At 60.6% G+C, this 26,125-nt stretch carries 23 protein-coding genes; 15 read left to right on the forward strand and 8 right to left on the reverse strand.

The window, feature by feature from the left end:
* On the reverse strand, nt 1–922 hold a 922-nt coding region (locus MESS4_RS19080; RefSeq protein WP_198292779.1), incomplete at its 3' end, for an AraC family transcriptional regulator.
* A gap of 164 nt (nt 923–1,086) precedes the next feature.
* Here MESS4_RS19080 and MESS4_RS19085 point away from each other — a divergent pair.
* The 12 genes from MESS4_RS19085 to MESS4_RS19135 all read left to right on the forward strand — a co-directional run bounded on the left by MESS4_RS19085 (nt 1,087) and on the right by MESS4_RS19135 (nt 14,226).
* Nucleotides 1,087–2,403, forward strand: coding sequence for an MFS transporter (locus tag MESS4_RS19085; protein WP_006334371.1), 1,317 nt, complete (start codon nt 1,087–1,089; stop codon nt 2,401–2,403).
* A gap of 67 nt (nt 2,404–2,470) precedes the next feature.
* On the forward strand, nt 2,471–3,322 hold the full coding sequence (locus MESS4_RS19090) for an SDR family oxidoreductase (protein WP_006334372.1): 852 nt from the start codon (nt 2,471–2,473) through the stop codon (nt 3,320–3,322).
* A 188-nt stretch (nt 3,323–3,510) separates the two neighbouring features.
* A complete protein-coding gene (locus MESS4_RS33640; RefSeq protein ID WP_006334373.1) occupies nt 3,511–3,666 on the forward strand; it encodes a hypothetical protein in 156 nt (51 codons plus the stop codon).
* Nucleotides 3,667–3,798: 132 nt separating this feature from the next.
* Nucleotides 3,799–4,152, forward strand: a complete 354-nt coding sequence (locus MESS4_RS31235; protein WP_348259957.1) for a hypothetical protein — start codon at nt 3,799–3,801, stop codon at nt 4,150–4,152.
* Nucleotides 4,153–4,219: 67 nt separating this feature from the next.
* Nucleotides 4,220–4,852, forward strand: coding sequence for a phospholipid methyltransferase (locus MESS4_RS19100; protein ID WP_244441165.1), 633 nt, complete (start codon nt 4,220–4,222; stop codon nt 4,850–4,852).
* Nucleotides 4,853–5,237: 385 nt separating this feature from the next.
* Nucleotides 5,238–5,546: a 3-hydroxyacyl-CoA dehydrogenase family protein gene (locus MESS4_RS19105; protein WP_157385625.1), complete on the forward strand. Its 309-nt coding sequence runs from the start codon at nt 5,238–5,240 to the stop codon at nt 5,544–5,546.
* Between the two features lie 412 nt (nt 5,547–5,958).
* Nucleotides 5,959–6,306, forward strand: a complete 348-nt coding sequence (locus MESS4_RS34015) for a hypothetical protein (protein ID WP_036241668.1) — start codon at nt 5,959–5,961, stop codon at nt 6,304–6,306.
* A gap of 419 nt (nt 6,307–6,725) precedes the next feature.
* Nucleotides 6,726–9,338 (forward strand): AMP-binding protein, encoded by a 2,613-nt coding sequence (locus MESS4_RS19115; protein WP_244441166.1) that lies wholly within the window; start codon nt 6,726–6,728, stop codon nt 9,336–9,338.
* A complete protein-coding gene (gene nadE / locus MESS4_RS19120; protein WP_198292780.1) occupies nt 9,335–10,318 on the forward strand; it encodes an NAD(+) synthase in 984 nt (327 codons plus the stop codon). The genes MESS4_RS19115 and nadE overlap by 4 nt, the downstream gene beginning before the upstream one ends.
* Nucleotides 10,319–10,323: 5 nt before the next feature.
* Nucleotides 10,324–12,345 carry an asparagine synthase (glutamine-hydrolyzing) gene (asnB, locus tag MESS4_RS19125; protein ID WP_006334386.1) on the forward strand — a complete coding sequence of 674 codons (2,022 nt, stop codon included), beginning with the start codon at nt 10,324–10,326 and terminating at the stop codon, nt 12,343–12,345.
* Entirely contained in the window at nt 12,342–13,898 is a 1,557-nt protein-coding gene (locus MESS4_RS19130) for an AMP-binding protein (protein ID WP_006334388.1), read from the forward strand. Before asnB ends, MESS4_RS19130 begins: the two co-directional genes overlap by 4 nt.
* Nucleotides 13,899–13,959: 61 nt before the next feature.
* Nucleotides 13,960–14,226 (forward strand): acyl carrier protein, encoded by a 267-nt coding sequence (locus MESS4_RS19135; RefSeq protein ID WP_006334395.1) that lies wholly within the window; start codon nt 13,960–13,962, stop codon nt 14,224–14,226.
* A 90-nt stretch (nt 14,227–14,316) separates the two neighbouring features.
* Here the strand turns inward: MESS4_RS19135 and MESS4_RS19140 are convergent, their stop codons facing one another.
* Nucleotides 14,317–15,009, reverse strand: a complete 693-nt coding sequence (locus MESS4_RS19140; RefSeq protein ID WP_006334396.1) for a class I SAM-dependent methyltransferase — start codon at nt 15,007–15,009, stop codon at nt 14,317–14,319.
* A 397-nt stretch (nt 15,010–15,406) separates the two neighbouring features.
* On the opposite strand from MESS4_RS19140, the gene MESS4_RS19145 reads away from it, so the two are divergent.
* Together MESS4_RS19145 and MESS4_RS19150 are read left to right on the forward strand one after the other, a co-directional pair.
* Complete coding sequence (locus MESS4_RS19145) at nt 15,407–17,158, forward strand: type I secretion system permease/ATPase (protein WP_006334397.1); 1,752 nt, start codon at nt 15,407–15,409, stop codon at nt 17,156–17,158.
* A 9-nt stretch (nt 17,159–17,167) separates the two neighbouring features.
* Nucleotides 17,168–18,526: an HlyD family type I secretion periplasmic adaptor subunit gene (locus tag MESS4_RS19150; protein WP_244441167.1), complete on the forward strand. Its 1,359-nt coding sequence runs from the start codon at nt 17,168–17,170 to the stop codon at nt 18,524–18,526.
* Nucleotides 18,527–18,701: 175 nt separating this feature from the next.
* Here the strand turns inward: MESS4_RS19150 and MESS4_RS19155 are convergent, their stop codons facing one another.
* The 6 genes from MESS4_RS19155 to MESS4_RS19180 are packed head-to-tail and all read right to left on the reverse strand — an operon-like array spanning nt 18,702 to nt 24,850.
* Complete coding sequence (locus MESS4_RS19155; protein ID WP_244441168.1) at nt 18,702–19,925, reverse strand: polysaccharide biosynthesis/export family protein; 1,224 nt, start codon at nt 19,923–19,925, stop codon at nt 18,702–18,704.
* 25 nt (nt 19,926–19,950) lie between these two features.
* Nucleotides 19,951–21,225, reverse strand: coding sequence for a hypothetical protein (locus MESS4_RS19160; RefSeq protein WP_006334400.1), 1,275 nt, complete (start codon nt 21,223–21,225; stop codon nt 19,951–19,953).
* On the reverse strand, nt 21,222–22,226 hold the full coding sequence (locus MESS4_RS19165) for an SDR family NAD(P)-dependent oxidoreductase (RefSeq protein ID WP_006334401.1): 1,005 nt from the start codon (nt 22,224–22,226) through the stop codon (nt 21,222–21,224). The genes MESS4_RS19160 and MESS4_RS19165 overlap by 4 nt, the downstream gene beginning before the upstream one ends.
* A 30-nt stretch (nt 22,227–22,256) precedes the next feature.
* Nucleotides 22,257–22,946 carry a sugar transferase gene (locus MESS4_RS19170; protein WP_006334402.1) on the reverse strand — a complete coding sequence of 230 codons (690 nt, stop codon included), beginning with the start codon at nt 22,944–22,946 and terminating at the stop codon, nt 22,257–22,259.
* Nucleotides 22,943–24,079, reverse strand: coding sequence for a DegT/DnrJ/EryC1/StrS family aminotransferase (locus tag MESS4_RS19175; protein ID WP_006334403.1), 1,137 nt, complete (start codon nt 24,077–24,079; stop codon nt 22,943–22,945). Before MESS4_RS19175 ends, MESS4_RS19170 begins: the two co-directional genes overlap by 4 nt.
* Before the next feature lie 48 nt (nt 24,080–24,127).
* On the reverse strand, nt 24,128–24,850 hold the full coding sequence (locus tag MESS4_RS19180) for an NDP-sugar synthase (protein WP_006334404.1): 723 nt from the start codon (nt 24,848–24,850) through the stop codon (nt 24,128–24,130).
* A 529-nt stretch (nt 24,851–25,379) separates the two neighbouring features.
* Between MESS4_RS19180 and MESS4_RS19185 the strand changes: the two genes are divergently transcribed.
* Complete coding sequence (locus tag MESS4_RS19185) at nt 25,380–26,054, forward strand: response regulator transcription factor (protein ID WP_006334405.1); 675 nt, start codon at nt 25,380–25,382, stop codon at nt 26,052–26,054.
* Nucleotides 26,055–26,125: the final 71 nt, after the last annotated feature.

Consider the following 26,125-nt stretch of genomic DNA (forward strand, 5'->3'; position numbering starts at 1 on the left):
AGGCACTTTGCGCTTTGCGGCCGACATACTCGCTATACAGCCGCTGCTGATTCATGACGTCACGCTTCGGAGCAACCCCGAACATTCGGGAATATTCGCGGCTGAACTGAGACGCGCTTTCATAGCCGACATGGTAGGCAGCCTCCGTCACGTTTGCATCCTCTGTCACCATCATGCGTCGCGCCTCAATAAGGCGTAGCTGCTTCTGGAACTGAAGCGGCGTCATGGAGGTCAGCGCCTTAAAGTGCTGATGGAACGACGATGGGCTCATTCGCGCCGCTTCGGCCAATTGTTCCACACGCAGCGTCTGGGCGATGTCCGCATGCATTAGGTAGAGGGCTTTGACAACACGGGCGGCGTTCGTTTCGGGCACGGCCAGCTTGCAGAGTTCGCCGCCATTCGGGCCGCTCAGAAGCCAGTAGCAGATCTCGCGCATGACAGACGGGTAGAGGATCGGAATCGCCTTTGGTGTCTCGCACATCCGGATAAGGCGCAGGACGCACTCCGCCAGAGGTTCGTCGACCCGACGCACGAACATGCAGGGACCGGGGCTGGTGGACGGCGCGGGCGGCGTGTCCATTTGTTCCAGCACGTCCCTTATCACCGCCACGTCGAGATCTATCGTGACGCCGGTATAGGGCAGGTCTGGACTCGCCTCGACGATCCGTCCGGTGGCCGGCATTGCCATGCCGACGGCCAGACATTCCATCGTGCCGTAACGAAGCGTCTCCTCACCGAAGTTGATTTCTTTCGCCCCCTGGATCACGACGCAGATCGACGGTTTGTAGATCTGCCGCATGGGCAGCCTTTCCTGAAAGGAACGGAGGATGTGGACGGCGCCGATCTGTGTCGGAAACAGACCCTGACCACCGCCCTGGGCCTCGACATAGGCAGTGACTGCCACCAGCAGCGATGACGACACGCGGACCTCCGGTTGGATGCGAGGCCAGCGCAGCACGCGCCCCTCAGCCGGCACTGTATCGCCGCTTGTAGGAATAGGCAAGTTTATTGAGGTATCGGGTATTCTGGTCATTGGACACTTCCTCTAGCTTGATGGCGCCAACTAAAGCCAGGGAAGTGTCAAGCATGACAGAAACCGCCGCTTCGTCAATAGATAATCCCAGTGTAGCGTCCCCTATATCTAATGCGAGCGGCGATGAATACGTGCAGGGATGGCGTGTTGTCGCGACACTTTCTGCACTGTTCCTTGTAAGCATGATCTCCCAGATCGACAGAATGTTGCCGTTCATTATGGCAGAAGCGATCAAGACCGATCTGTCTCTCAGCGATACACAGATCGGCTTGGTCACCGGGATTGCCTTCGCGGTATGCTATACGCTCCTGTCCTTGCCGCTCGCCCGGGTCTCCGATCGAGGATCGCCCCGGTTTGTTCTCGTTTCGTGCGCCCTGGTCTGGAGCGCGATGACCGCGCTTGGCGGCATCGCCGCGAGCTTCCTGTTCCTGGCTTTCACACGCTTCGGCGTCGCGTTCGGCGAGGCCGGCGCAACCCCTGCCGGACACGCGATCATAGCGCGGAAAATCAGGCCCGAGCGTCGCGGACTGGCGATCGGCCTGTTCGCCCTGGGCATCCCGCTCGGCACCATGGTGGGATTCGCCGTTGGCGGCGCGATCAGCGACACGCTGGGCTGGCGTGCCGCGCTGATCGGCGCCGGAAGCATCGGGGGACTAATTGCCCTGCTAACCTTCGTTTTCGTCGGACCGACCCCGCCGCTTGAGCGCACAGCAGCCAGCAGCCAGCCCTTCCTGCGATCGAGCCTGCAACTGCTTTCATCGCCGGGATTCCGTTGGCTGTTCGTCGGAGCGGTCATCAGCGGTTTCGCAGCAGCACCGTTCTACGCTTTTGCCACGACCTTTCTCATCCGCTCCCACGGATACACAGCCAGCGAGGCTGGCCTCGCCTTCGGTCTGCTGCAGGGCTTGATGGGCATCATCGGAACGCTCGTGGGCGGACGCCTGTTCGACCGTGCCGTTCGCTCCGGCACCGGAAGGGTGCTTGGACCTCCCGGTGTTCTCTTCCTGATCGCCAGTGTGACGATGACCGCGGCGTTGTTCGCGCCGATCGGATGGATCTCGATACTGCTTCTGGTCCCGACCATGCTGTCCTTCGCGTTCCTGCTGCCATGGGGGTTCGGCGCCGCGCACCTTGTGGCCGGTAAAGGCAAGGAGGCGATGGCGACGAGCCTCGTGATGATCGGGTCCGGCCTTCTGGGTCCGGCGCTCGGGCCTCTCATCGTCGGCATGATCAGCGATGCGGCAACAGCGGCGCAAATTCCCAACGGCCTCGGACTTGGGCTGCTGACCGTCCCGGTCGCAAGCATCCTGACCGGCCTCGCCATGCTGATCGCAAACCGGCGCATCGCCGTCTCGCTTCGGCAGCGGTGACCGCTGAACGCGGCCACGGCCGTACCCCGCACGCCTTCACCTCAATCTCAACAATGGAGACTGTTCGATGCCTGACACCGATAACTCCCGCCGCACGTTCCTGGCGCTTACTGCTGCTGCTCCGGCGGCCCTCGCCCTCGGAGGCGCGGCTTCGGCGCAAACTTCCGATGCCGGCCCTAGCGCCCTGCCCGGTGCCGGCCGGGCCGCTGTCGTCACCGGCTCGTCGCGCGGCATTGGCGCCGCCACCGCCCGCCGCCTGGCGCGCGACGGCTACGCCGTGACGGTGAACTATCTCACCAACCGCGAGCTGGCAGCGCAGGTCGTGCGCGACATCGAGGCGGACGGCGGACGCGCCATCGTTCGCCAAGCGGACGTAGCTGATCCGGCCATGGTCAAGGCCCTGTTCGACGCCAACGACGAGGCCTTCGGCGGGGTGGACGTGGTGGTCAACAATGCCGGGATCATGAATGTTGGCCCTTTCGCGCAGATGACCGACGAGGCCTTCGACCGGATGATCGCAACCAATGTGAAGGGCAGCTTCAATGTGCTGCGCGAGGCGGCACGGCGCGTCCGCGATAGTGGGCGGATCATCAGCCTGAGCTCGAGCATCATCCAGATGAAGCCCCCAGGCACCGGCGCCTACTCAGTCACCAAGGCGGCGCAGGAGATCTACTCCAGCGTTCTCGCCAAGGAACTGGCCGGTCGCAACATCTCGGTCAACGCCGTAGCGCCCGGCGCGGTCGACACCCAGCTCCTGCGCCAGCACGGAGAGGAAGCGCTCCGAGGTATTCCGGAGCAGACGCCTCTTCGTCGTTTGGGCCAGCCCGAGGACATCGCCAACGTCATCGCCCTTCTTTGCTCTCAGGACGGCGCATGGATCGATGGTCAAAACGTCTTCGCGAATGGCGGCATCGTTTGATGTGCGACGCTGCCGGCATGTCCACGCCGGCAGCGCGCGGCTCTGGCGCATAGAACGATAGACGATCTGGATGCAGCGCACCCGTGAAGTACCACCAAGGCTGCCTCGGAACTTGGCTCCTGCCAAGCGGCGCCTTCGGTGGCCGTGCCCATCCCCTGCCGCACCATTTAACTGACGAGGAAAAGCCGATGGATTTTGACCCGATAGGTGCAGTCATGGCGTGGATCAGCGTCTACGGCCTCATAGGTCTTTTTGCCGTCGCCCTATCGGAACGCTTTGTACCGGTGCTCCCTTCTTATGGGCTGCTTCTGGCCGTGGGCATCGCCGCGGCCGACGGCACCTGATCGCTACCAAGCGCGTTCCTCGCGACGACCACGGGCAGCATCTTCGGATGCGCCGCGTGTTTCTACATTGTCGGGAGGATGGGAAACGCGCGAACGACGATCCTGCTGAACAGGGCTGGTCGGCTCTTCGGGATGTCCGCCGATCGCATCGAGCGCGGGATCGCTTCCTTCCGCGGGAACCAGACCGCGCTGGCCTTCGCGCTCCAGCTCGTGCCGACCGTCAGGCTCTTCGCTCCGGCCTTCGCCGCTCTCCTGCGGGGGAACGCCCGCAGTGTCCTGACCGCCTCGGCGGCCGGCATTGCGGTCTGGAACGGCCTGTTCATCGCCATTGGATTCTACGCTTCGCATTCGATCGAGACGGCGAATACGACGGTCCTCGCCCTGGTTGCTCTCGGCTGCCTGCTCGTTACGGAGGCAGCCCTGTTCTGGATCGCACGATGGGTTCGAGCCCGCCGCAAACCGGGTGCAGCGCTATGCGCGACCTGATGACCCCTCGCAGCGGCACGCAATCGGCCGCGCCGCCGATCCAAAAACGTGTTCGAGATCATTTCCGATGAAGCAACAGCGTATGGCCGAGGCGTTCGGCTTCTTTCAAGCGTGGCTCAAGAACCCTTTGCGCGTGGCCGCCGTCGCGCCGTCAGGACGTGCGCTGGCCAGCCTCATCACTTCCGAAATCTCGCGCGACACCGGGCCGGTGATCGAGCTTGGGCCGGGCACCGGCGCGTTCACGCGCGCGCTGATCGCCCGTGGTGTCAAACAGGAAGACCTCGCCCTGATCGAGTTCGGGTCCGAGTTCGCCGCTGCGCTCCACTTCCACTATCCGAAAGCGCGCACGCTCTGGATGGACGCCGCTCGCCTGCGGACCGTCGACCTCTTCGACGGGAGGCAAGCCGGCGCCGTCGTAAGCGGACTGCCCCTGCTGTCGATGCCGCCCCGGAAGGTGATTGCGATCCTGACGGGCGCATTCCGTAAGATGGGACCGGACGCCGCGTTCTATCAGTTCACCTACAGCCCACGTTGCCCGGTTCCGCTCAGATTGCTGGATCATCTTGGGCTCGAAGCGGAGCGGATCGGCGGGACGTTCGCCAACTTACCTCCTGCGGCGGTCTACCGGATCAGGCGCAGGCATCCCATCCCTTTCCACCTTGTCCGCTTCTCATCGCGGCAGCATGTGCCTGTTGCGTAAAGATGGCGGAGGCGCGACCTGTCCAACATGAATCCGGTAACGCCGTAGAACGTCGGCAGAGAAGAACGGCTCGGTCGGGGGCGCATGCCTGACCTCACGCTCGATCTACGTTTCCTGCGCTATGCGATCGTCACATCCAGGTGGTCAACATCGACTTGGCGCTTGCTCAGCCGCGACCCGGCCTGCCCGCAGCCCCACGGCGACATTGGCCGACGTGCAGGCCGCGGGCAAGTGCGAGATCCCGGTTCGACCCAGAGCTGTCGACATCCATACTGGTCTTTGACCGGCTGACTTCCTTCCCGCTTGGCAAGCCGTGGAGCAAGAAGGTGCCGGTGCGTTGCCGAACCCTTGACGCCGGAATGGTCCAGCGCGACGAAGCGTGAGGTTGGCAGTCGACCTCGAGCGTACCGTTGAATCGATCTCAGGCGTTTGCACAGTAGGCAGCGATTTCCGGCTGTCCTACGGCGTGAAGTACGGGCCGTTCGCGCTCATGGACAAGGTTGGCCTTCACACAATTCTCAAGGTCGAGGAGCGCTACTACGACTTGACCGGGGACCCGTCCGACAGGCCACCCTCAGTTCTTGTGGACCTCGTGAAGGCAGGAAAGCTCGGCGAGGCTACCAACGCCGGATTTTATACCTACCCCAATCCGAGGTACCAGAAGGATGGATGGCTTGAAGGCCTCGATTCATGATTTTCTTCCGCCCCGGTTCTCCATCCTTCCGGCAGCGCCTGCGGTCATCGAAGCATTCAAGCCCTACTCAGAACGCCGAAGAGGTCCTTCGGATCTGCAAGATTCGGGACGAGATCGAGCCTTTCATGCATTTCCGATTGATTGAGATATCAATTTCGGCGCATCCGGCTGCGCTGCAATGTCACCCAATGGTCCCGATCCATAGCTCTGCGGCTTCGATGCTATCCCGCCAGGAGGCCCGGCGCCTCAAAGGCCGGATATGCGGTGCCCCTTCAATGGCTTAACAGGGTCGCAATGAGGTTTGTCGCCATAGAATGGGGAGCCGCCGGCCGAAGCCTGTGCGGTGGTAGTTAAAATGTCATTAGGCCACGGTAAGGTAGCTCACGTCAAAGTTGCTGCCTGGAGGCCATCGATGCAGACGTATCTTGTTGAGCGAATGGAAGGCGATGATGTGATCGCGGGTCATATCATCAACGCGCCAAGCCCATTCAGGGCTGCGTCTATGGCGACGGATCAACACATTACGCTGCGAACGTGGGAGAAGGATTGGGTCCGTGTGACGGACGAAAATCGGGGGCAGATCTTTGCATATTGCTTTGTCTCTAGCGGATACGCCGCTAATGGCGCGCGGTCTGACAACAAACGGGATAAGCCGGAGTTTGCGGCGGAGTGTCGGCAGTCCAGCCCTCTATTCCCTGCCCAGCTCCATGCGTCCAAAACAGCACCTCGCCCTTTTGCCGACAAAAAGAAAATGACCTGATGCATGTCGCGCAAGAGCAAGCTTTCGGGCTTGACCCGAGGGTGCGCAGCGGTTTGCGACGACGACATGCTTAAGACAAGAACCTAAAGCGTCGCCTGAATCCGGACGCGCCGCGCTTTAGCGCGAGGTCACACTGGCCGGAAGACCAGGCGCGATTACCCATATCGGGTATAAGCCCTGTCGGACGCACGGTCAGCCGAAGGCTGCCTTGTGGACATCGCGGCATCATCAGAATGATCGATGAAAAGGTTTCGACGGAGCGCGATAAGTGACCCTAACCTCAGCGTGGGCCACTCATGTCTCCAGTGTATTTGGCATCAGAAAGGACGGATCAGGATCTACAGGCGGATCGTCAACCAGCGGCCCCCGGTAGATGGTCGAACGTCCCGGAATACGCACTTGATCAGGGCGGCCCTGTATTGCGCCCTTATCAACGCATGGGCGTCGATTTTGCGAACATTACCGTCTTCGATCACCTGAGAGACATCACCAAGCAATATCCCAACAAACTCGCGATCAGCGACGGCACCACGCGTCTGACGTATTCCCAGCTTTTACAAGCCGTCGAGATGCTGTCCCACCGAATTGCGGCCATCGTTCCCAACGGACAGGCGATCGGGATCCTTCAGGCCAACTCGGCCTGGTACCCTGTGGCCATCTTGGCGAGCATGGCGGTTGGGCGGCCTTCCGTGCCACTCAACACGAGAGATCCTTACTCGCGAACCAATGATATTGTCGCTGCGGCGGGGCTCGAGGCGGTCATAGGCGATGGCAATGTTCGCCCTGTCGGTTTGGCCCGGGATGTCCACTGGATCGATGGGACCACCAGCATCACGCCGCAAGTCCAGCCACTACCCCAGTCCTGTTCCGTCTCGGTCGATGCGCCCGCGATAGTGCTCTACACCTCAGGCAGCACTGGCCATCCCAAAGGCATCGTCAACAGCCAGCGCAGCCTGCTTTGGCGGGTTCAGCAATATGTCGACGCATGCCACATCAACTCGGATGACGTTTTCCTGCCCTTGACCGGGCCTGCCACGATCGCCGGTTGCCGGGAGGTTCTGGCTGCCGTGCTGACCGGCGCCACCTTGCATCTCGCCGAGCTCGAAGCCATCGGCTTGCGGGCGGTCCAGCGCCTAGTGGAATCCGAAGGCGTGACGGTCACCTACCTGGTGCCGGCCTTGCTTCGCGTACTCATGGCGGACAAACCTGCTGACGCCTTCCGCTCGCTCAGGGTGGCTCGGATCGGCGGGGAGAAGGTGACATGGGCCGATATCGCCCTGCTGCGCAAAGTCGTGTCGAGCACTTGCCTCATCCAGATCGGCTACTCGTCAACCGAGACCACAGGGTCGCAATGGTTCTTGCCGCAAGACTGGCCGGAGGCAGGCCGCTCGGTTCCGGTTGGCTGGCTGCTCCCGGGAATGATGTTCGCGGTTGTCGATGACGAGGGACGCCGCGTTCAGCCTGGCAAGGTCGGCGAGCTCTTGATAAGAAGCCCGTATGTTTTGCTTGGCCATTGGGAGAACGGCGCTGTCGTGCCCGTGGCATCGGATCCCGATGATCGTGATCTTCGGGTGTTCGCGACGGGTGACCTCGTCCAGATTGACAGTCATGGCCTGCTGCGGATCGTCGGTCGCAAGGGCCGGCAGATAAAGATCAATGGTCGACGCATCGAGCCGGCGGAGCTCGAACGGGTATTGCGCAGCGCGCCTGACGTGGAGGGTGCTGTCGCAATTGTGACGACGGCAAATGAACTTGTTGCATTCGCCGTTCCCCAACCTTGGGCGCGGCCGACCTTCTCGGACGAGCTTCGCCAGCTTGTCAGAACGAACCTGCCGTCGCCGCTGTGTCCCTTGCGGCTCCACACGATCGCCGGAATTCCACGTCTGCCGGGCGGCAAGGTCGACATGGCCGCGCTTGCGGAGATCGATCTTTCAGCCAGGAAGATCGCCCCGGCCGCACAGCCGTCCAATACGAGCGAACTGAACATTCATCGCATAGTGCAGCATGCTTGGAACAATATCCTCAACACGCATGTTGCCGCAGGCCGCTGGGATGACGCAGGCGGAGATTCGCTGAAGCTGCTGCATTGCGTCATGGAAATCGAAAGCGCCATCGGCCAGGAGCTCGGTCTCGATGGGTTCACGGTTGGTATGAGCATGGACGAAATGGTCAAGGCGGTTGTGTCGGCACAAGCAGGCGCCCTGCGCGCGCAAGTAAAAAAGCACGAACTTCCAATTCTTTTCCTGCTCCCGGGATCCGTCGGCTATGGCCCAAGCTTTGCCGCCTTTGCATCTTCGATGGGCAAGATCGCACGAGTGGTCCCCATCAAATATCCGGCCCTGGCCATGATATTGCGCGGACCAAACACTGTCGCAAACATGGCCGAGGGCGCGGTCGAGCAGATTCGCCGCGCTCAGCCAACGGGTCCCATAAGGCTTCTCGGCCATTCGCTCGGCGGCGCCGTCGCTTTCGAGGTTGCCGAGCGGCTGCTGGCCGCGGGGCGAACTATAAAGTTCCTGGGAATCCTTGACACTAGCCTCCTCGGTGAGCGCAGCACGTATTGGGAGATGGTTGTCCGCACATACCAGCGGATCCGGACCAACCGCGTGACCGCTGACCGGATGGCTTGCCGCTTCGTTGCAAAAGTCGCGGTCAAAACGGGCTTCGAGGCGCGGCTCGCCCGCATCCTCGATCGCCATGCGCAGGACGAGTTCAACGCGACGAGCTTCAGAACCAAACTGGAACTGCAGGGGCAGTTGCGGGGGCGAGCCTTCTATCAGTGGTTGGCGATACCCAGACCGACGCTGCCGATCACCGCAACCCTCTTCCGCTGCGCACGGCCCAAAATGCCTCTGGCCATAGGGTGGGATGGCGCTTTCGAGCGTCTTGACGTCATTCCGGTCGTCGGCAGTCACTTCGATATGGTCACAGAGCCTTATCTCGCCGCCAACCGCCCACTCATCGAGAACGCGTTGGAGCAAACCTATTCTGCGGCCGAGCTTCGCATACGGGAGTACAGACCATCGACCTGATTTCAGAATTCAGCCGGAGCACGTTGGTGCTCGATGCTCGCGCGGAGGTCGATCGCATCGTCGAAATCCTGCGCGGGCAGGTCTTTGGCACGCTGCGGCGTCGTGGCGTGGTTGTCGGCCTCTCCGGGGGCATAGACAGCTCCGTTGTCGCTGCCTTGTGCGCGCGCGCGTTCGGGAAAGACAAGGTTCTGGGGATATTCATGCCGGAGCGCCATTCCTCCGGCGACTCGCTAAGACTGGGCCGCGTTATCGCGGCACAGCTCGGCATCGATACGATCCTGGAAGACTTAGCGCCTGCCCTGGAGGCCATCGGCGCCTATCGTCGACAGATCGAAGCGATCCAGACCGTCGTTCCCCAGTATGGCGACGGCTGGAAATGCAAGCTGGTTCTCGCATCGGTCCTCGAGAGCAACGGCCTGAACATCACACGCCTCACGGTTGAAGATCCGGAGGGCAAGACCGACACGGTGCGCCTGCCGCCGGCAGCCTATCTGCAGATCGTCGCTGCAACCAACTACAAGCAGCGCCTGCGCAAGATGACCGAGTACTATCACGCGGACCGCCTGAATTACGCGGTGGCGGGCACGCCAAACCGCCTTGAGTACGACCAGGGCTTTTTCGTCAAGCAGGGCGACGGAACCGCCGACCTGATGCCTATCGTCCACCTCTACAAGACCCAGGTCTACCAACTGGCCGAATATCTTGGAGTCGATGAAGAGATCCGGCGGCGGTCACCCACCACGGACACTTTCTCCATGGCGCAGAGTCAGGAGGAATTCTATTTTGCGCTGCCTTATCATCTGATGGATCTGTGCCTCTATGGTGTGAACCACGGGCTCTCCGCCGAGGAGGTCGCGGCCGCCGCCGATCTCACTGCGGCCCAGGTTCAAAAAGTGTTCAAGGACATCGACAGCAAACGGCGTGCCGCTCGCTATCTTCACGCCCGGCCCTTGCTGCCTGCTTCAATGGGCGAGGACTGACCCGGATGTGCGGCATCGCCGGAATTGTGTCACTGAGCGCCGCTGCTGCGCCTCCTTCGCGAGACGCATTGATGCGCATGGCGGGCGCACTAACGCATCGCGGCCCGGACGAGCGCGGCCTTTACCGGGATAGACGTGCGGGCCTGGCGCATGCCCGCCTGTCCGTCGTCGATCTTTCCAGCGGCCAGCAGCCGCTCGCGGATGCGGGCGACACGACATGGATCGTCTTCAACGGCGAGATCTTCAACTATGTCGAACTGCGTGAAAAGCTGGTCGCCCTTGGCCACCGCTTCCGCACGCGCAGCGACACTGAGGTTGTCATCCACGCTTATCGTGAGTGGGGCGAGGCAGCCTTCGAGCGGATGAACGGGCAATGGGCGATCGCGATATGGGACTCCGTGGCGGGTCGTCTCGTATTGTCGCGCGACCGGTTCGGCATCTGCCCCCTGCACTATTGCGAGCACGCTGGTCGGCTTTACTTCGCCAGCGAAGTGAAAGCCATCTTCGCCGCCGATACCGGCATATCCCGCGCCTTCGATCCGGTTGGCCTCGACCAGACCTTCACGCTCTGGACGATCGTGCCGCCACAGAGCGTATTTCAAGGAATCAAGGAACTAAGGCCGGGCCACGTCCGCATCCACGAAAATGGCAAAGTTCGCGAGCGGGCATTCTGGAAGCCTAGCTATCCCGAAACTTCCGGCCCGAGCCATGGTGAATTCACCGGATCGCTCAATGACGCGGTGGACGAAGTGCGCAGCGCCCTCGAGGCCGCCACGGCGCTGAGAATAGTAAGCGCCGACGTTCCGGTCGGCTGTTACCTGTCCGGCGGACTCGACAGTTCGCTTGTCGCCACGCTCGGCAGGCGCTTCGCGGGCGAGCGCTTCCAGACTTTCTCCTTGCGTTTTGCCGACGCCGAATATGACGAGACCCGCTTCCAGCGCCTGGTCGCCAGCGCGACCGGAAGCGAGCATCATGAGGTGGTGGTTTCGCGCAACGATATCGCCGAGATCTTTCCCGAGGTGATCTACCACACCGAGCGCCCAATCCTCAGGACCGCGCCTGCGCCCTTGTTCCTCCTCTCGAGGCTGGTGCGCGAGCACGGCATCAAGGTCGTGCTCACCGGCGAAGGGGCCGACGAGATGTTCGCCGGCTACGATCTCTTCCGTGAAGGCAAGGTCCGTCGCTTCTGGGGACGTCAGCCCGCTTCGACACGGCGTCCACGGCTGCTCGAGCGTCTGTATCCATATCTCACCCGCTCGCCGATGCACCAGCAAGCGATGGCGCGCCAGTTCTTCGGGCGCAACATCCAGTCCCATGACGCACCAGGTTTTGCGCATGACACGCGCTGGCACACCACCGGCGCCATCAAGCGGCTGTTCTCCGCCGACATGCGCGCTGAAACCGGGCAACGCGATGCCGTGTCCGAACTGCTCGGCCGCCTGCCGGTGGAGTTTTCGCGATGGGGTTCCCTCGCCCAGGACCAGTATATCGAGATCGAGACGCTGATGTCGGGATACCTGCTTTCCTCGCAAGGCGACAGGATGCTCATGGCTCACTCGATCGAGGGACGCTTCCCCTTCCTGGACGATGAACTCGTGAAGCTCGCGAATTCACTGCCGGCGGCCTACAAGCTGGCTGTCCTCGATGAAAAGCACGTGCTGAAGCGTGTGGCGCAACCGATCGTGCCGCCGGAAATCGTGGCACGCAAGAAGCAGCCGTACCGGGCGCCCAACGGGCTTTGTTTCGTCGCCGACGATGCCCCGGCCTATGTTCAGGAAGCGCTTTCGGAGACGGCGCTGCGCGCGGCGAATGTCTTCGATCCGAAATCGGTCACGCGCCTGCTGGACAAGTGTCGAGCCAGAACGGGCGATGGCGATCTGTCCAATTCCGACAATATGGCGCTGGTCGGCGTGCTGTCGACGCAGCTGCTTCACCAGCAGTTCATCGCCAATTGTCCCGGTGGCGCTCGCACCGGCGCGCTCAGCGTCGACATTGACCGCGAGCATCGCGAAGAGGTTCTGGCATGATGCATGGTGCGGTACCTCTTCTGCATGACTACCTCGCCCATTCCGCCAGCCGCCTTGGCGAGAAAGTGGCGCTGGTGTGCGGCACGCAACGTGTCACCTATGGCGAGATCGAGGCGCGCGCCAACGCCATCGCGCATCATCTAACCGCCGCTGGAGTTGCGCGCGGCGATCGCGTGATGATCTTCGCCGACAACACCGTCGAGACGGTCGTTTCCTTCTGGGGCGTGCTCAAGGCGAATGCCGTTGTGAGCATCGTCAACCCGCTCACCAAAAGCGACAAGCTTGACTATTTGCTCAATGATTGCCTCCCGGCGGCGCTGATCACCGACAAGCACCTGCACTCGGTATTCAGCGAGCCGGCGCGCAACTGCCCGTCACTGCGCCGGGTGATCGTCTCCGGGTCGATCGACGACGCCGAGCTGGCAGGATTGCCGCATGCCGTGCGCTGGGATAGCGCAGTCTTCGGCGATCACAGCGCAGCGCCCCCGCGCCGCTGCATCGATATCGATCTTGCTGCGATCATCTACACTTCGGGGTCAACAGGCGAGCCCAAGGGCGTGATGCTGACGCACAGGAACATGATCACCGCGTGCACGTCGATCGCCTCCTACCTTGAGCTTGGCGAAGACGAGGTGATCCTCAACGTCCTGCCGCTCGCCTTCGATTATGGCCTGTACCAGATGATCATGGCGTTTCGCACCGGCGCTCGGCTGGTGCTTGAACGCTCGTTTGCTTTCCCGGCCCAGATCCTTGGGGTGATCAAGCAAGAGAGGGTTACCGGCTTTCCCGGCGTACCGACCATCTTCGCCTCGCTATCGGAGCTCAAATCACTGAAAAGTCATGACTTTTCGAGCATTCGCTACGTCACGAACACCGCTGCCGCGCTGCCGCTCAAGCACATTCTCATGCTCCAGGATCTGTTTCCGGGCGCGCGTATCTATTCAATGTACGGCCTCACCGAATGCAAGCGCTGCACCTATTTGCCGCCGGCAGATCTGGAACGAAAGCCGTTGAGCGTCGGCATCGCCATTCCGAACACCGAAATGTGGATTGTCGACGAGGATGACAGACGGGTTGGCCCCGATGTCGTCGGCCAGCTCGTCATCCGCGGAGCGACGGTCATGAAGGGCTATTGGGGCAAGCCGGAGGCTACGGCCAGGAAGCTCAAGCCCGGCCCGTTGCCCGGCGAGCAGGTCTTGTACACCGGCGACTACTGCCGGATCGACACGGAGGGTTACCTCTATTTCGTCGGACGCGGCGACGAGATCATAAAATCCAGAGGGGAGAAAGTAGCACCCAAGGAGGTGGAAAACGTGCTGATGGACATTCCGGGGGTACGGGAGGCGGCCGTCATCGGCGTCCCGGACGAGCTTCTTGGACAAGCGGTCAAGGCCTTTGTCGTGATGGAACAAGGAAGCGTCATCGGCGAAAAGCAGCTTCAGAAAGAGTGCCAGAGGCGGCTGGAGAACTTCATGGTTCCGAAGTCCATCGTTGTCGTAGCGAGTCTGCCGATGACAGACACCGGCAAGCTCAAAAAAACGGCCCTGTCATAAGGCTCCTTTTCTGGAACGAGGTTGATTTGATTTTTGTTGTTTGCTCAGGAGGGCGAATTCAATGTTGACTACCAAGGACCGGGTCGAAACCTACAAGGACCAAATTCGTGCGTTCCTGGCGTCGAATTTCTACATAGCCGACGCGGACGCCTTGCAGAGTGAGACATCTCTTCTCGACCAGGGCGTCGTCGACTCGACGGGGGTGCTTGAGGTCATTGGTTTCATTGAGGAAACCTTCGGCATCACGGTCGAGGACAGCGAGCTTCTGCCTGAGAACCTCGATTCCATCCAGGGCATTGCGCAGTACATCATCAGCAAGAAAAACTGATTGGCAGCTTATTACGCGGCGGGCGTTCCAAGCTCCGCCGACAGCGAGCGCTTCCGCGGCAAGGCTTACGCCTACCGTGGCAAGGCTTACTTACGCGTGCGCCTTCACATGTCCCATTACCACCCTGCCCTCGCCGGCTTCGTTGGTGACGTCACGGATGTTCTCATAGGCCTTGGAACGCTCCAGCAGGCTCATGACCTGCCGGTCCTGGCCGAGGCCGACCTCGAAGAGCAGCATACCTCCGCGCCGCAAGTAACGCGGCGCGTCCTTGATCACCCGCATATGAATGCTCAGGCCATAAGGGCCGGCCGCAAATGCTTCACGCGGCTCAAGCTCTGTCAGATGCGCGCGGTCGCCCTCAAGCCGTTTCTCCGAAATGTAGGGCGGGTTGCAAACGATCAAGTCGATCGTGCCCTCTAGCTCCAGGCCTGAGAAGGCATCGAACAAATCGCCCTGAAGCACCGATACGCGCTCCGCCATGCCATGATGGACGACATTGCGGCGAGCGACTTCGACGCATCCGTCGGTGAGATCGCTGGCCCAGACACGTGCGGTGGGAGCGTAATGCGCTATGCCGCACGCCAGATTGCCCGCCCCACAGCACATGTCGACGACGCGTGGCGCCGGCAGGTTCAATTGACGCAGCACGTCGACAGCCGTCTTGCCAAGCAATTCCGTCTCGGGCCGGGGCACGAGCGCGCCAGGTGCGACGAGCAGCTCAAGTCCCATAAACATTGTGCGGCCCTTGCTGTAGGCGTCGGCAACACTGATTTCTTCACTCACTACAAACCCTCCCGATCTGCTCGATGTTCACCAATCGCATACTATAGAAATATATCTTGAAGTCGCCGAATTCTCGACGCGCAAATTGAAAAAACATTCGTCTCCGATACGCTTTGAAGACATTGTGCAACAAAAGATGATCACAAGCTTCTCATCTGTGTCATGGTTGGGAAACAGTCGCTTTTGCCGACTCAGTTTGTCCCCAGGTTCCGAAGCGAATTTCCGAATTCTCGGCCGTGCGTCACGATTTCGCTGCATTTTGACCAAAAGCACGTATGTAAGCAAACCATAATGTTCCGAAAATGAAGCAGCTGCCTTCCGCCAGGCAAGAGGTTATCCCCATCACCGACAGAACCGAAGAGATAGCGCGGCGACTCCGTGCGAAAGATCACAACCCATGAAGCCAACGGAAGGGCGCTCGCTCGATCTACGCTCCGCCATGTTCGGCTCAGTGCATGGGCTTATCGGCGTCGGCGTTTTCTCGGCAGTGATAAACGTTCTCGCCTTGACCGGCTCCGTTTACATGCTCCAGGTCTACGATCGCGTTCTGCCTTCGCAGAGCGTCCCGACGCTTGTTGGGTTCACAATCGGGATGCTGGGCCTGTACGCGGTCTACGGTCTCCTCGATTTCGTCAGGCTACGACTGTTGGTCCGCATCGGCAGCCGCCTGCATAGAAATCTGCAGCAAAAGGCGTTCTCTGCCTCGCTTTCCCTGCCGCTCGTTGCCGGGCCTGACGCGAACCGGGTGCAGCCGCTTCGCGATCTGGATCAGTTGCGCGGCTTTCTTTCCGGGCTGGGACCAACCGTCGTGTTCGACGTTCCCTGGATACCGTTTTACATGGTGGTCATCTATCTGCTGCACCCTTCGCTTGGCGTGCTTGCAACGCTCGGCGCGTTAGCTGTTGTGCTTTTGACGGTGGTCGCTGAAGTCGTTAGCCGCAGACCCGCGGCGCGTGCGTCTGAAACCCTCGTGGCGCAGCGGCTTCTCGCTGATTCCGGCCGCCGCAACGCGGAGGTCGTTCAGGCCATGGGCCTTTCCGCCCGGCTCGGCCAACGCTGGAGCGAGATCAGCCATCTCTATCTCAGGAACCAGGAACGGCTATCCGACATCGTCGGCGCAACGAGCTCATTGTCAAAGACACTCCGGATGGCTCTGCAGTCGTGCGTACTGGGTCTTGGCGCCTACCTTGTGATCGGCGGCGAGGCTTCGCCCGGCGTGATCATCGCGTCGTCCATATTGCTGGGCCGCTCATTGGCGCCGGTCGACGTGGCGATCGCAAACTGGAGAGGGTTTCTGGCCACCCGCCGAAGCTATTCCGACCTGGCGAGGGCGCTCGATGCTTTCGATAGTCAGAAAGAGGTCATGGAACTGCCGCGTCCACAGACACAGCTTGTTGTCGAGGAACTGACGGTCGCACCACCAAGTCTGCAGAAGCCGACGGTCATCAATGTGAGCTTCCGCTTGTCGAAGGGCGCGGGGCTGGCGATCGTCGGTCCGAGCGGCTCCGGCAAGACCACGCTCGTGCGCGCCTTGGTCGGTGCATGGAAGCCGCTTCGCGGAACGGTAAGATTGGACGGCGCCTCGCTCGATCAATGGAATTCGGAGCTGCTCGGCACTCATATTGGTTACCTGCCGCAGGACGTCGAGCTGTTCGACGGAACGATCGCGGATAACATTTCGAGGTTTGGCGGTCAGGGTGACGCAAGGGGCGTGCTGGCAGCCGCCAAGACCGCGGGCGTCGACAAGATGATCATGCGCCTGCCAGAGGGTTTTCAAACGCGCATCGGTGAAGGAGGAGCGAACCTCTCAGCCGGGCAGAGGCAGCTGGTCGGGCTCGCCAGGGCACTTTATGGCGATCCATTCCTTGTCGTTCTCGACGAACCCAATTCCAACCTGGATGCAGACGGCGATGTCGCGTTGGCCGGGGCGATCCTGGCAGTGCGCCAACGTGGCGGCATCGCGATCGTCGTTGCGCATCGTCCCTCCGCTCTCGTCAACATCGATCAGGTACTCGTCTTGTCGAATGGGATGCTCCATTCGTTTGGTTCGCGCGAAGACGTTCTGGCAAATGTGATCCGGCCCTTCCCGCGTCCGGAGAGGCCAGGTGCAGTCGTACCGATCCAGAAAGGTGCAAGCGGGCATGCGTGAGGTCTTTCCGTGTCTGACGTGACCATGTCCTCCTTTGCCCCGGCCGCTGGCCCAAGCCAGTGGATCGGGACGAACCCGGTCGATGAGCCGGACGGCATTCGCGCCAACCTTATCCTCGGTCTGGCAACCACTGCCCTGCTGGTCGTCGGCGGAGGGCTATGGCTGGGGTTGACCAACATTGCCGGCGCGGTGATTGCGCCCGCCACCGTGGTGGTCGAAAGCAGCATAAAGAAAGTCCAGCATCAAACCGGCGGCACCGTCGGCGGCATCTTCGCCCAGGATGGGGATCATGTGCAGGCCGGCGACGTGCTGGTCAGGCTTGACGACACGGTGACACGGTCAAACCTGCAGATAGTCAGTGAAGACCTGGATCGCGCCAACGTTCGTCTGGCGCGACTTGAGGCTGAACGACGGGGTCTGCCGGAGATGCAGCTTCCACCCAGCCTTCGAGTCCGGATGGACGACCCGCAACTGGCAACGCTTGTCAGTGGCGAGCGTGCCGTGTTCGAAAGCCGTGCCACCGCGCTGGCTGGCCAGAAGGCACAATTGCAAAGCCGCTCGAAGCAACTTGAACGTCAGATCGATGGCCTCAAGGCGCAGCAGGCGGCGATGGACGAGTCGCTGGCTCTGCTGACCAAGAGCCGTGCCGACGTCGAGGCTCTCTATGCAAAGAAATTGGTGTCGAAGGAGAGGCTGAGCAATGTCCAGTTGGAGGAGACGCGAACTCGCGGCGAGTCGGGACGCCTCCTCGCGGCCATAGCGGAGGTGCAGGCGAAAATCAGCGAAACCGACCTGCAGGTGCTTCAGCTCGACGAACAAATGCGCAGCGAGGTAACGGGCGAACTTCGCGAAACGGAAGCCAAGGAAACCGAACTCAGTGGGCGCAAGGTGGTGGCGCAAGACGAACTCTCCAGGACCGACATCCGCGCCCCGCAGTCGGGAACGGTGCAAGAATCCTCTGTCCACACTGTCGGAGGTGTGATTGGTGCCGGGGAAGCGATCATGATGATTGTGCCCGATGCCGACAACCTTGTCGTGGACGCGCTCATTCCTCCATCGCGCATTGACGACGTTCGTCCCGGACAGCGGGTCTCAATCCGTTTCCCGGCTTTCGACGTCGGAACCACGCCAGCGTGCGAGGGCTCGGTCAACCGCGTCTCCGCGGATCTGATCAAGGATCAGCAACGTGATCTCTCGTATTTTTCGGCGCGCATCGACGTCGAAAACGAGGCAACCTGCCTGACTGGAGAGAAGATACTCAAACCGGGCATGCCCGCCGAAGTCCACATCAGCACCGACGAGCGCAATGTCTGGTCCTATCTGCTGAAACCCTTTACCGACCAGGTTTCCAGGGCCTTCAAACAATAAGGCCGTAGACAATCGACGCAGACCGGGTTGCGCCCTGCCCAACCAAGGTGTGCGGCCGGCCCAGACCAGGATCCGGACCAAAGTCCGCGATCGGCGAAAAAGTAGCTTTCGGAGAAGATTGCGGTCAAACGGAGATAGAAATCTCCGTCCCGATACCATCGGGACGGAGCAGGTTCTATTGGATCGCTGAGGTTTCGAGGGCTCCGCCGAATCTTACCTCGATCGTATCTCCCGGCATCACTTCGGTGTCTTCTTCGGCCGGCTGTTGACGCCATTCTTCGCCCGCCTTGCGGACGATCGTGACCTGAGCCTCGACCCTTTCGCCGGCGACCGGCAGCGGCTGGGTGGACGCGCCCGTCGGCTGCAGCTTCTGGCTGGCGGCGCGAAGTCTTGCGGTTGTGTCGGCAAGGCGCACATTGGTATCCTTCAACTCGGTCAGAAGACCAATCCTTCTCAGATTTTCATTGCGCTCGATCTGTCTGGCAAAATCGTCCTGTTGGCGTCGTGTTCTCATGAGCTCGACCGACGTTTCGAGTGCCCGGCTGGAAGAGAGAAGCACACCGCGCCGGACGTCGGCGAGCCTGTCGTTGGTCAGATTGCCTGCCTGGAACACTTTCGTTATCCGCGCCAGATCGGCCTCGTCGGCTTTGACCGCGGCCGCTTCGGCTTGCTCGCGCTTGAGCAGCATCTCTATCTGTTCCGCGGCATCCTTGGCGCTTTTTTCGAGATAGCTTTGCTCCTGCTGGAAGTTGTCCAGGGAGAGCTTGAGCCCTTCTGCTTCAGCCTGGGCGATTGCCGACACGAAAGTCGCCGACAAGGGTGACCCTTGCGGGGCCTGCATGTCGAATTTCGCCTGGTTCTGCAGTTCGGCGCGCAGGCGGGCGCTATGAAAATAGTCTCGGGTGTATTCTCCCCAAGCCCCTTCATAGTCGCGCCGCAGATCCACCGGATCGGGGCCGGCCTGGTTTGCCCGCGACCGCAACAGGCTGAAACCGCCGGACACGGCAATCGCCTGCCGCACGGTCATGAGCGGCCGGTAGACCTGCTGCCCGGGCGTGAGCACGTCGCCGGTTACATAGATCGGCCGATATTCGGCGATCACGGCCGTCACGTCACTTGGCTTGACGACGATCATTTGCTCTCGGCCGTCAGTCAGGCGCTGGTGAAATATCTTGGTTGGCAGGATCGTCTCCATGCGCGTTTGCAATTCGGCCGAGGTCAGCCCGGCGACCGAAATCATCCCGACTTCGGAAAGCGCGATCGTGCCGTCCATTTGCACCACGGCACGTTGTGTTCGTTCCGGGGCGGAAGCAATTCCTATCTCGACGGTATCGCCGGCGGAAATTCGGTAAGCGACCCGTGCGTCCGCTGCGGCAGCCATGTCCATCACGGACAGCATGCCAAGCACGGCAAGAAGCGTTCGATTAATGATTACCATTGGTGACAATCTCCTTCCGGTTCGAGCTCGGCTCTTCCGGCCAGTCGAGGCGAGAGACGAAGTCGTAAACTGGCCCGCCGGGCACACCCCAGTTGCTGGACCAGATTACTTGTGAGCCGTCAGGCGACGGTGAGGCATGGGTCTCGCTCCGATAGTCGAGCTGAGTGCTTCTCGATTGCGCGATGCGTCGAACCTCACCGCTGCCGTCGATGCGCAGCGCGATCACTTCCTGTGCATATGGCGCCCAGTCCGGTTGAGCCGATATCTCATCCGGATCGCCGCCATAGGTCAGGAACACCCAGCCAGGCCTGGCCAGCGCACGCAGGGATGCATGCATGGCTTCGCCGTACTTCGTAAGCGGAGTGACCTTGCCGTCGGACAGTCTCCGTTTGATCACCTGATACTTGTCCGGATCGGATTTGCTGATGCCTACATAGACTTCGCTGCCATCTTCATCGACCGTCATGTCGCCGTGGCCTGGCCGGTGATGTTCAATCCACTTCTGACGCAAAGTGCCATCGACTGTGAAAATAAAGGCCTGTTGGAAGCCGCTCACTATCTCCTGAAGGCATAGAATGCTGGTTCCGAGCGGAGAGATGGAACAGGCGCCGTTGGTTCCGCCAAGTTGATCGAGCTCGATGTCCGGGAATTTCTTCCGCTCCTTGAGGTCATAGGCAAAAACCACCACTTCGCCATTCTCACGGAGCGCGCGCACCGCTATGCGGTTGCCGTCACGGCTTGGATTGCCCTTGCCCGGCCCGAAACGCAGATCACGATAGTCGTTCGAAACGAACAGGATGTCTTCGCGATTGGTCCGTGGCGCCCAGGTCGATACTTGCCGGCCGGAAACGCAGATCATCAGCTCCGCGTTTTGAGGGTGCCACTCGCACTCAATTGATCGAGCGCGACGAAACAGCGGGGCATATGTACGCCCATCCAGAAAGCACATGCCGTTGCAGCCGTTGGTGATGACGAGAAGGCTCTGGTCCGAATTCCAGGCTTGAGCGCTTGAATAACGGTGCCTGCAGTATTCGTTGCCGCATACGACCCCGTTGCCAAGGATGCCCATCTTGGTGATGCGCGCGAACTGTGTCCCGAACGCTGGATCGGTCGTTGGCTGCAAATAATCCGGCAGCTCCATGGTCACCGGCGCGGTAAATTGCGTCGGCGCGTTGTTTTGTCGACTTCCGGCCGCGGGCAAATCCAACGACAGGCCAGCCACAAACAACAGCAGAGCCAACGCACGCTGGCGAAAAATCATGTCATATAACCCATTTCCCGCCGCACGCGGCCTTCACTGAGGCGTCCCTTCCACCATCCGATGGTTCGCTCCAGCCCGTCGCGCAGGCTGGTCTGAGCTCGCCATCCGGTCTTGCTTTCAAGGCGCGAAGGATCGGCCAGCAGGGCGCGGACCTCGGAATTCTGAGGCCGCAGGCGGCGTTCGTCGCGATGGACCGGCTTTTTGGTACCGCTCAACTCGAGCACCAGATCCAATACGTCCGAGACCGTCACGGCACGCTGGGTGCCGGCATTGTAGGCATGACCGAATTCGAGCTCGGCCGAACCGGCGGCCATGAATGCCGCGGCCGTGTCTTCCACGAAAGTAAGGTCTCGGATCGGACTTGTATCTCCGACCATGATCGCCTGACAATTCGGATCGAGGACCTGCCTTATGATGGTCGGCACGATGGCTCGCTCACTCTGGCGCGGACCGTATGTGTTGAAGGGCCGCATGATGACCACGGGGACGTCGAACGACCTGGCATAGGATTCCGCCATCATGTCCGCGCCGATCTTGGAGGCCGAATATGGTGACTGGCCCTGCAACGGATGGGATTCACTGATTGGCATGGTCAGTGCGGTGCCATAGACCTCGCTGGTCGAGGTGTGCACCACCCGCTCCGTCTCCCATTGCCGCGCCGCCTCGAGCACGTTCACCGTACCCAGGATATTGGTGTCCACATAGGATTGGGCCGCGGCATATGAGTATGGTATCGCGATGAGTGCCGCGAGATGAAACACAACCACCTGGCCACGCATGACCCGGTTGACGAACGCACTGTCGCGAACATCGCCGCGGATGAGGTTCAACTGGCTTCGAATGTTATCCGGCAAATCATCCAGCCAACCGTGGCTGTCGAAGGAATTGTAGAGGGCCATCGCCGTGACATCCGCTCCGCTTCGGACGAGCGCTTCGGTAAGATGCGAGCCGATGAACCCATCGGCGCCAGTGACCAGAACTTTCCTGCCCTTGTAGTTCATAACTAGGTGCCCCCTTGTATGCGTGACGCGCTAACCTTGCTCTTGGAAGCTGGCTTGCGGCGGCGACGAGCCCCGGCCGACAACCGCCAGAAAGCCACGCACCATCCAGACAATGTCTGAGATGATGGTGCGCTTTGGGTAATAGGAAAGGTCGAGCTTGGCCTTGGCCGGAAACAGAACCTCGCGATAGAACAGCAGCGGATCGCCGGACTGCGGATAACAGTGTGCTTCGTTGCGGTAGACAACTTGGGCCGGACCGACCAAGCCCGGCTTGTATTGCAGGATGTCCTCAAAACCACCGCGGAAACAATCGGCGAAGGCGAGACTCTCGGGGCGCGGTCCGATAATCGCCATCTCTCCCTTGAAGACGTTCCACAATTGTGGAAGCTCGTCGAATTTGGTGATGGCCAGGATTCGCCCTATTGTCGTCATGCGGCTGTCGCCAGCCATGGTCAGCGCGAAGCCATGGGAATCGCACCGCACATCGAATTTACGGAACTTGTACATGCGAAAGGGCCGGCCGCCCGCACCCACCCGGGTCTGGGCAAAGAAGATCGGCCTGCCGCCTTCCAGAAACAGCGCCAAGGCGATCACCAGCATCAGCGGAGCGAAGACTATGGCTGCGGCCGTAGCCAGGACGAGGTCGATTGCTCGCCTCGCGAACCCGTGGCTGGCCCTTGAGATGCCAGATCGGTGAAGAGAAAGGTCGAGAGCATTCATGCGGCGGTTCCTGCTTGGGCGCGGCCGTTGACGGCGGCGGCAAGAGCGACCACGACCGCTTCGACAACAGGCGCGGTGATCTGGGGATGCAGTGGCAATGTCAGCTCGCGCTGAGCAAAATCCTCGGTCCGCGGCAAGTGGATCCCGGGGAAAAGCTCGCGATAGAGCGTCATCTCGTGGACGGGCGGATAGTGGACGGTGGTTTGTATCCCCTCAGTACGCAATGAATCGACAACGTCTTGCCTGTTGACGTAGCGCGGCAAGAGGACAGGCATGATGTGGTAAGCCGACGTCCGTGGTTCGTGGAACGGGATCGTCACGGCCGGGCAATGTTTTGCGACGAGGCGCCGGTAGAGCATGACCAGGATACGCCTGATCTCGTTCCATTCCTGCAAGTTCTGCAGTTGGACCAATCCGATTGCGGCCCGCATTTCGTCCATGCGATAGTTGAACCCGAGCATGGTGACATCATAGTGCGCCGTGCGGCTGTTCAGTCTTTGGCGCGTCCCTGAGGTCATCCCGTGTCCGCGGGCCTGGCGGATTTTCTCGAGCAGCTCGGGATCCCGGGCAATCACCGCCCCGCCTTCCGCCGTGGTCATGTTCTTGTTGCCGTAGAAGCTGAAGGCGGCTGCGGTGCCGTACGTTCCGACCTCTTTCAAGCCCGGAGCATGCGCGGCATCCTCGATGATATGCAGCCCTCGGGCCCGGGCGAACCTCTGCCACTCTTCCCGATTGGCCAGGTAGCCGGCGAAATGCACGAGAATGACCGCCTTGGTGCGTTCCGTGCACCGCGCCTCAGCTTCCGCGATCGACATCAATGGCACGTCAACCGACTCGATATCGACAAAGACCGGGGTCGCGCCGACATAGAGAACCGCGTTGGCCGTCGCCACGAAAGTCATCGATGGGACCAGCACCTCGTCGCCTGGTCCGATGCCGAGCGCGTGCAGAATGAGATGAAGCGCTGCGGTGCAGGAGCTGACCGCGACGCAATCCTCCGCATCGTGCGCCTTGGCAAAAGCCTCTTCAAAGGCTTTCACCTGCTCGCCCATCGTCAGCCAACTGCTGTCGATGACCTTGGACAAAGCTGTTTTCTCCGGCATACCCAAAATTGGGGCACTGACCAAGAGCATCATGACCTCCTAGATTGTTGACTGCGGGACAGGGGCTTGGTGATTGCGTCACGCAGCCGTGGCAGTGACCTCGATCGAGGCCGACTGGTCTTCCCAGGAAATGGCTTGTGCACTCTGAAAGTCGTCGACGCGCCCGATATCGAGCCAGAGGCCATCGTGTTTGTACACGTGGACTGGTGTACCGTTCTGCATCATCTGCAGCATAAGGTCGTCGAACCCGAACGGTATGCCGGACGGAATGAACTGCAGAACATCTGGGTTCATGCAGTAGATCCCCATGCTGACCAGATGCGAAAGCGTCGGCTTCTCGCGGAAGACCTGCACGGTGTTGTCGACTTCGTCGATGACGCCGAAGTCCATCTTGTGCAGGCGGGAAGCTGTGGCGATCGTCACCGGATCGTTGTGCTTGCGATGCGCCGCGACGAAGCGACTAATGCTCAGATCGGTAAGAACGTCGCCGTTGAGAACGATAAAGGGTTCGTTTAGTTCATCCCTGATCAAGGAGAGTGGTCCGATGGTGCCGAGCGGCTCCATCTCCTGGGTATATCGGATTTTCAGATTCCACTGCGAACCGTCTCCGCAAACGGTGCGGATCAGATGCCCGAGATACCCGGTGGTGATGTAGACTTCCTGGATACCGTTGCGCCGCAGCCATTTCAGCAGCATCTCGAGGACCGGCCGAGCACCGATCGGCATGAGCGGCTTCGGCAAGACTGATGTGAAGGGGCGAAGACGTGTCCCCATGCCACCACATTGAATCACCGCTTTCATTTGCTTCTCCCGTGTTCGTTAGGCCTGATCACCATTGTCATGAGCCGGCCACCCTACCCCAGTTCTGTTCAGCACCCGGAAAGTCGCGTTCTTGTTTCCTTGAGAGGACCTGTGGAAAATCCCACAGACGCTTTGGTCCGGACATTGTAGGCTTGATGGTAAGTGGCGGTCGGGGTGGATGTCGTCGTGCATTCGAATGGTAACGATCCAGCCGTTCTGGTGTTCTATGGCTGGAGCAGTTCTGACGCGAAATCGGTGCCTCTCGAGGCGCCTGTCGCAAGGTAGGCGGAGGGTGCTGCGGCGAGGGTTCCTGGGGTTCAGAACGGATGTCTGACAAGGTCCGGCGGTCCTGTTGACGGCAGTTCAAAAAAAAGAGAAGCGTTTTCCGTTATCAAGGATTATATTAGCAACCTGGCGTTTGCGGTGTTGGGGCACCGCTGGCGTTGACTGGGTGAATCGACGAGTGGATGGCCACACCTTCCAAGTCCGTTGCCGTTCAATTCATCCAGAGTGCGTTGGGGTAGTTCAAATGTACCGAATCGTTATCGCCGACGATCATGGCTTGTATCGTCGTGGCCTGCGGTTGGCATTGACCGCAGGCATTCCCGGTGTCGAGATATTTGAGGCGTCGTGTTTCGATGCCGTGCTCAGCCTGTTGGCCGAGCAGGCTTTCGTCGATCTTGCCGTTCTGGACCTGAACATGCCGGGACTGTTCAACCAGGAAGTGCTCAGCGGCATCCTGTCGGCTTATCCGGATACACGATTTGCCATCGTTTCCGGGAACGATTCACGCGCGGAAATACTGACGGCTCTTTCGATCGGGCTTCACGGTTATATCGTAAAGTCGCAGAGAGACGAGGAGGTCGTGCTGGCCGTCAACGAAATCCTTGCGGGCCGCATCTACGTCCCCGCACTTCTGTCACGCCCAGGTGCGGGGCAGGCAACTCTCGCACCTATGCCCGCGGAACAAATCCCGCCCCGACGTACCACCAGTGCCAATCTTGGCAGGTTGACTTCGAGGCAGCAGGAAGTGCTCAAGCTGATGGCGGAAGGATATTCGAACAAGGAAATTGCACGCGATCTGGAAATAGCCGAAGCGACGACCAAAATCCATGCCGCCGCGGTGCTGCGTGAGCTTGGAGTTCGGAATAGGACAGAAGCTGCCGTTTTGCTGAAGACTTGGCTTACGAAGAATGCCAATTAAAGCGCCGCGCCCTTATCGGACGCTCCGGAACTCCAAATCCACGCACTCTGCCTTCTAAAATCGATTCCGAG

Origin of the sequence: Mesorhizobium sp. STM 4661 (genome assembly GCF_000359125.1) — a bacterium.
In the GTDB taxonomy this organism is placed as follows: domain Bacteria; phylum Pseudomonadota; class Alphaproteobacteria; order Rhizobiales; family Rhizobiaceae; genus Mesorhizobium.